This is a genomic window from Mycolicibacterium vaccae NBRC 14118 = CIP 105934, assembly GCF_001552715.1.
Taxonomy (GTDB): domain Bacteria; phylum Actinomycetota; class Actinomycetes; order Mycobacteriales; family Mycobacteriaceae; genus Mycobacterium; species Mycobacterium vaccae.
The window spans coordinates 24,498-31,062 of record NZ_BCRS01000037.1 but is presented as its reverse complement, the minus strand read 5'-3'; the positions used below and the strand labels follow the sequence as shown (position 1 = coordinate 31,062).

Here is a 6,565-nt window from a genome sequence, read left to right as displayed (position 1 = left end):
GCCGCCCTGGCCGGTCCGCGGGAACGGCACCGGCATCGCCGGGGTGCCGGCCTGGCCGACCTGCGGATCGCTGCGTTGGGACGGCAGCAGCACATTCGGGTCGAGGCCCAGGTCGGAGAACGCGACGTCGATGAACGGCTGCAGGAACTGGCCGGGCAGCAGGTTGGCCACATAGGTCTTGAAGAACGGGCCCGCCGACACCGACTCCCCCAGCGACATCGCGTACTGGTTGAGCAGACTCAGCGATTTCTGCAGCCGCTCCTTGCGGTTGTCCAGGATGGTCAGCACGCCGTTGAGCTTGTCCAGCGCGGGTTTGACGGTGGCGCGGTTCTCGCCGATCGCACCCTGCAGCTGGTGGCTGAGCGCCGAGATGTTGCCCGAGATCTGGTCCAGCGCCGCGCTCTGGTTGCGCAGTTCGGCCAGCAGCGCGTTGGTGTCGGAGACCAGGCTGACCACCTGATCGCTGCGCTCGGCGAGCACCGTGGTCGCCTTGTTGGCGTTCGCCAGCAGGCCGCGCAACTGCGCGTCGCGCTCGTTGAGCGTGTCGGAGAACCGCGCCACACCCTCGACGGCGATCTTGAGCTGCGGCGGGGTGTCGGCGAACGTCGTCGAGAGCACCCGCAGGGACTCCGACAGTTGATCGGTGTCCAGTCCGCTGATCGTCGCCGACAGGTCGCCGAGCGCGTCGGGAAGCTGGTAGGGCGAGGTGGTGCGGTCCAGCGGGATGACACCGTCCTGCTGGCCGTCACCGCGGGCGACGACCTCCAGGACCTTGGTGCCCAGCAGGCCCTTCGTCTTGATCGCGGCCTCGGTGCGGTCACCGAGGCGGATGTCCTTGTCGACGGTGAAGGTCACCAGCACCTGCGGTCCGTCCAGTTCGATGGACTTGACCTGGCCCACCTTGAACCCCGAAACCTGAACGGAGGCATCGGTGGTCAGACCGCCCGCCTCGGCGAAGTGCGCGGTGTACTCACGGCCCGGGTCGACGAACGGCAGCTTGTCGTAGTTCACCGCGCCGAGGATGACGGCGGCGGTGACGCCGAGCCCGACGGCGCCGACGACCACCTGGTTGCGTTCTCCGAAGGGCCTCATCGCGGCGCACACCTCCCGCTGGATTGCCCGGCGACCTTGACGTACACCGGTTGTCCGCCCTTGCCGTTGAGTTTGAGCACGATGTCACAGAGATAGAAACTGAAGAAGTCGCCGTAGATCCCCTGCCGCGCCAGGGCCTGGTAGGCGTCGGGCAGCGTGTTGATCACGTTGTCGAAGTACTCGTGGTCAGCCACGACAATGCCTGCGGCACGGTCGGTTTCGTCGATCGTCTTCTTCAGCGGCGGGCGAGCCTCGGTGAGCATGTCGGCGATGCTGCCCGCCGCGGCGTTGGTGTAGGCCAGCCCGTCGCTGATCTCCCGGCCACGCGAGGCCAGCCCGTCGACCAGTTCGGACAGCGCGTCGACGGCCTTGGCGAACTGATCGCTCTGGTCGCCCAGCGAGCCGAGCACGGTGTTGAGGTTCACGACGACCTCGCCGATCAGCTGGTCGCGATCGGCGAGCGTGCTGGTCAGCGCCGCGGTCTGGGCCAGGAACGAGTTGATGGTGCCGCCCTGCCCCTGCAGCGCGGAGATCAATTGTCCTGAGAGCGCGTTGATCTGGTCCGGATCCAGCGCCCGGAACAGCGGCCGGAAGCCGCCGATGAGCGCGTCGAGATCCAGTGCCGGCGAGGTGCGGGCGAGCGGGATCGTCTGGCCCGGCGCCAGCGTGGCCGTGCCTCCGGCGCCCTCTTCCAGCGCCAGGTAGCGGCCGCCGATCAGGTCGTCGTAGCGGATGACGGCGCGGCTGCCCTCGGTCAGCACCACCGAGTCGTCGGCGGTGAACTCCACCAGAGCCGTGGTGTCCGGCTGGATCTCGACGTTCTTGACCTTGCCGACCTCGACGCCGGCGATGCGGACGAAGTCGTTGGTCTCCAGGCCGGTCACGTTCACGAACTCGGCCAGATACCGGTGGCTCTTCTCACCGAAACGCATCTGCCCGAACACCGCGAACAGGCCGAACACCCCGAGCAGGCAGACAGCCAGGAACACCCCGAGACGCGTCGCGTCCCGTCGGATACTGACTGACATCGGTTACCTCTCAGTGTGTTCGGGGCGGGCGGGAACTAACGGGGCGGTCCGGGCTGCGCCGGGACCGGCGGCGGCACGAACGGATACGGCACGGCCGTCGGCTGCATCTGGGCCGGGTTGGGCACCACGAACGGTTCCGAACCGGGTCGCGGTCCGGGGTCGCGCGGAGCCCCCGGCGGCGGTGCGGGCGGCAGGCCCGGCCACAGCGGCGTGCCGTCCGGGGCGTACAGCTGGGCACCGTAGGCCGGGGCTCCCGGGTACGGGACGGGCCCGATGGCCGGGCCGCCGAACATGTTCCGCACACTCGGCGGTTCCGGCACGGCGCGGGTGGTGGGCAGGTAGTTCGCGTACATCGGGAACGCGATGCCCGGGTTCGGGCGCCAGTCCAGCCCGCTGCCGAAGCCGGTGTTGGTGACCAGGTTGCGCACCGGCCAGTTGTCGGCGACGACGGGCAGCGAACCGCAGCTCGGCTTTCCGCCGGGGCCACCCTTGGCGCCCACGATCGGCAGGTGCTGCGGGTACTTGTACGGGTCGTCACCGAAGGACAGGCCGGCGTCGAGCACCAGGGTGCGGCCGTTGCCGCCGGGCGCCTGGTATCCGCCTTCGTCGAGCAGGTGCTTGGCGCCGAGCAGCAGGCACGTGTACGACGGGCTGTACTTGTGCAGCACGTTCGTCGTCGGCGCCAGCGTGTTGACGGCCTTGATCAGATTGGCCTGGTTCGGCGCCAGCAGGTTGATGCCGCTGTTGGACAGCCCGAGCGTGGACAGCAGCAGCGCGTCCAGTTCCTCGGCCTGGTTGACCACGGTGGTGCTGATGGTCGATGCGGCGTCGAGCGTGGCCAGGATGTCCTGGGCCGCGGCGCTGTAGGTCTGGTTGAACTGGTCCAGCGCCTGCAGGTCGGCCTGGATGGTCTCGTGACGGGGGTTGAGCGCCAGCAGCACCTCGTTGGCGTCGGTGGTGGCCTGCCCGATGCGCTCGCCCTGGCCGCGGACACCGTCGGCCAGCGCCGACAGGGTGCTGTTGAGTTTGGCCGCGTCGACCTGGTCGAGCACCGCGACGAGGTTCTGGAACACGGTGTTGACCTCGGTGGTCACGTTGCGCGACATCAGCACCTGGCCGGCTTCGAGCCGCCGGCTGCTGGGGTCGTCGGGGAAGACCAGGTCGACGAACTTGGCGCCGAACACGGTGGTCGCCCGGATCTGGGCCTCGACGTTGGCCGGGATGTACTGCAGCTGATCGGGATCGATCTCGAGCTGCAGCGCGACCGTGGGATCCTGCCGGCCGGTGACCGCGATGTCGGCGACCCGCCCGACCTGCACGCCACGCAGCTTGACCTTCGCGTTGGTCTCCATCACCAGCCCGGCCCGGTCGGAGGTCAGCGTCACCGGCACAGTGGATTTCAGGCTTCCGGTGAACATCGCGTAGGTCAGCCCGATGGCCGCCGCGAACAGCACGACCAGAATCAGCGTCCACCAGCCCGGTTTGAGGCCTTCGTCGTCCACGCCTCAGCCCGCCAGGTTGAAGTTGCCGGATTGCCCGTACACCGCGAGCGAGATCATCACGAGCACGAACGCGGACAGGATCAGGGAGGTGCGCACCGCACGCCCGACGGCCTCGCCGACGCCTGCGGGCCCGCCGCGGGCACTGAACCCGTAATAGGTGTGCACCAGCATGATCACCACGGCCAGCGCCACACACTGCAGGAACGACCAGATCAGGTCGGTCGGGTTCAGGAAGGTGCGGAAGTAGTGGTCATACACACCCGTGGACTGGCCGTAGATCACCGTCGTGCCGAATCGCGCCGCCCAGAACGAGGCCAGTACGCCGACGCAGTACAGCGGGATCACCACCAGCAAACCGGCTACCACGCGCGTGGAGGCCAGATAGGCGATGCTGCGGATGCCCATCACCTCCAGCGCGTCGATCTCTTCGTTGATCCGCATCGCGCCCAGCTGCGCGGTCGCGCCGGCGCCGATGGTCGCCGCCAGTGCCACCGCCGTGGTCGCCGGTGCGATCAGCCGCACGTTGAAGAACGCCGAGGCGAATCCGGTCAGGGCCTCCACACCGATCTCGGAGAAGTCGGTGAAGCCCTGAACCGCAACCAGCGCGCCGGTGGTGACGGTGAGGAAGCCGACGATCGCGACCGTGCCGCCGATCATGATCAATGCGCCTGCGCCCAAACCCATCTGGGCGACCTGCCGGATGAGCTCGATGCGATAACGGGTGACGGCGTACAGCATCGAGCGCAGCGTGCGTCCGCAGAACTTGGTCTGCACACCGATCTGGTTCCACGGGCCGGCCAGGGCTCGATACCGGGCTTTGAGCCAGGGGAACTGGGAGTGCGGGCGCGAAATCGTCACATCGTCACCTTGACGGCGACGGCCGTGGCCACGATGTTGATCGCGAACAGCGCCATGAAGGTGAACACCACGGTCTCGTTGACCGCGTTGCCGACGCCGGCCGGTCCGCCGCCGACCGAAATGCCCTTGTAGCAAGCGATCAGACCGGCGGACAAGCCGAACAGCGCCGCCTTGACCAGCGCGATGATCACGTCGGTCGCACCGATGATCAACGTCAGCCCGGCTGCGAACGCACCCGGCGAGACGTTCTGGATGTACACACAGAAGAAGTAGGCGCCGGCCAGGCCGACCAGAATCACCGTCGCCGACAAGGCGAGCGACACCAGCATCGCCGCCAGCACCCGCGGAACGACAAGCGCCTGAATGGGATCCACGCCCATCACGCGCAGCGCGTCGAGTTCCTCCCGGATGGTGCGCGCCCCGAGGTCGGCGCACATCGCTGTGGCGCCGGCACCCGCGACCACCAGTACCGTGACGATGGGGCCGATTTGGCGCACTGTGCCGAGTGCCGCTCCGGTGCCGGAGAAGTCCGCGGCGCCGAACTCGCGCAGCAGGATGTTGAACGTGAAGGTCAGCAGCACCGTGTACGGGATGGTGAGCATCAGCGTCGGGATGATCGATACCCGTGCGACGAACCAGGATTGAGTGATGAACTCACGCCAGGCGAACGGTGGCCTGAACATCGCCACGAAGGTGTCGAGCACCATCGAGAAGAAACCACCGAACGCGCGGACAGGTTTGACCACGCCGGAAGCCACCATCGAACCGGCCTCCTTGTGTACACCTACCACTATTGGTCCTCCGCGAACCGGCCTGGCCGACCTGGATCGGGTGAAGGTTACACAGGTGAGGACGGGCTGAACCGTATATCAACAGATTCTGGCCGGGCAACACGGGAGATGTTCGGTGAGCTAGAGACCCGCGACGGCCTCCTCCAGATCGGCGACGACGATCCTGCTCATGCCCAGCATCGCCCTGGTGGCCGCGGCAGCGCGGGCCGGATCGGGGTCGCTGGTGAGCTGGGTGAGCCGTTCCGGCACGATCTGCCAGCTCAATCCGAACTTGTCCTTGAGCCAGCCGCACTGTGACTCCTGGCCGCCCTCGACCAGGCGGTCCCAGTAATAGTCGACCTCGGCCTGATCGCGGCACGCGATCGTGAACGACACCGCCTCGGTGAACGGGAACTGCGGACCGCCGTTGATACCGATGAAGCGCTGACCGTCGAGAGTGAACGTTGCCGCGACCACCTGGCCGGGAGTTCCCGGCCCCGCCTCGGTGTAGCGCTCGATGGTCTCGACCGCGGAGTTCGGGAAGATCGCGCTGTAGAACGCGATGGCCTCCTCGACGTTGTCGTCGAACCACAGCGACGGGGTGATGGTGGGCATGAGGGCTCCTCTCGGGGCGGGTGTCTCGACACCGTTGAGACCACGACGCGGGCGCGGACTCATCGCCGGGCGCGTCCCCGTCAGCGCCGTTCGGGTGCGCCCACGGCCCGCAGGGCGAAGTCACGCACCGCCGTTTCGGCCTGCTTGCGCGCCTGCGGGTCGTCCGTGTGCTGGTTGGCCAGCACCCGGCTGACGATCGCGTTGATCGCTACGGCATCGGAGTCGGGTTCGGTCAGCGGGAAGGTGCCGTCGCGCAGACCGCGGCGCAGGATCTCGGTCAGTGAGCGCTCGCGGGCCACGTGGAAGCGGTCCCTCATCGTGCGGTAGCCGGTGGCGACGCGCACCTCCTCCGAGTCGATGACCGTCAGCTCCAGCCGCTGCTGCGGGTCCAGCACCAGATCGAACATGACCGCGATCCACGCCGAGAGCTGGTCGGCCGGTGTGCCGACCGCCGCGGCGGCGACGGCGTCCACCTGGGCGACGACGGTTTCGCACTGCTCCTTGAGTAGCGCGAGGAACAGGTCGTGCTTGGACGAGAAGTGGCGGTAGAAAGCCCTGCTGGATACGCCCGCGCTGCGCAGGATCGCCTGCACCGGAACCGGCCCGGCGTGCGGCTGCGCCAGGCAGCGGTATGCGGCGGCGACAATTCGCCGCCGGTCGTCCTCGTGTTGTCCCCCCGGTTGCACAACCGTAAATATTA

7 protein-coding genes are annotated in these 6,565 nt (G+C 67.8%); all 7 read right to left on the bottom strand.

The window, feature by feature from the left end; all coding sequences use genetic code 11:
- Positions 1–1,092: MCE family protein (locus MVA01S_RS09920; RefSeq protein ID WP_060941585.1), on the bottom strand; the 1,092-nt coding region annotated here is incomplete at its 3' end.
- Positions 1,089–2,120 carry a virulence factor Mce family protein gene (locus tag MVA01S_RS09915; RefSeq protein ID WP_003931123.1) on the bottom strand — a complete coding sequence of 344 codons (1,032 nt, stop codon included), beginning with the start codon at positions 2,118–2,120 and terminating at the stop codon, positions 1,089–1,091. The genes MVA01S_RS09920 and MVA01S_RS09915, both read right to left, overlap by 4 nt.
- A gap of 35 nt (positions 2,121–2,155) precedes the next feature.
- Positions 2,156–3,622, bottom strand: a complete 1,467-nt coding sequence (locus tag MVA01S_RS09910) for an MCE family protein (protein ID WP_003931122.1) — start codon at positions 3,620–3,622, stop codon at positions 2,156–2,158.
- Between the two features lie 3 nt (positions 3,623–3,625).
- The gene (locus MVA01S_RS09905) at positions 3,626–4,480 is read right to left on the bottom strand and encodes an ABC transporter permease (protein WP_003931121.1); all 855 of its coding nucleotides are present in this window, start codon (positions 4,478–4,480) and stop codon (positions 3,626–3,628) included.
- Complete coding sequence (locus MVA01S_RS09900) at positions 4,477–5,241, bottom strand: MlaE family ABC transporter permease (protein ID WP_040541598.1); 765 nt, start codon at positions 5,239–5,241, stop codon at positions 4,477–4,479. The genes MVA01S_RS09905 and MVA01S_RS09900 overlap by 4 nt, the downstream gene beginning before the upstream one ends.
- Positions 5,242–5,391: 150 nt before the next feature.
- On the bottom strand, positions 5,392–5,865 hold the full coding sequence (locus MVA01S_RS09895; protein ID WP_003931119.1) for a VOC family protein: 474 nt from the start codon (positions 5,863–5,865) through the stop codon (positions 5,392–5,394).
- 80 nt (positions 5,866–5,945) lie between these two features.
- The gene (locus MVA01S_RS09890; protein WP_003931118.1) at positions 5,946–6,551 is read right to left on the bottom strand and encodes a TetR/AcrR family transcriptional regulator; all 606 of its coding nucleotides are present in this window, start codon (positions 6,549–6,551) and stop codon (positions 5,946–5,948) included.
- Positions 6,552–6,565: the final 14 nt, after the last annotated feature.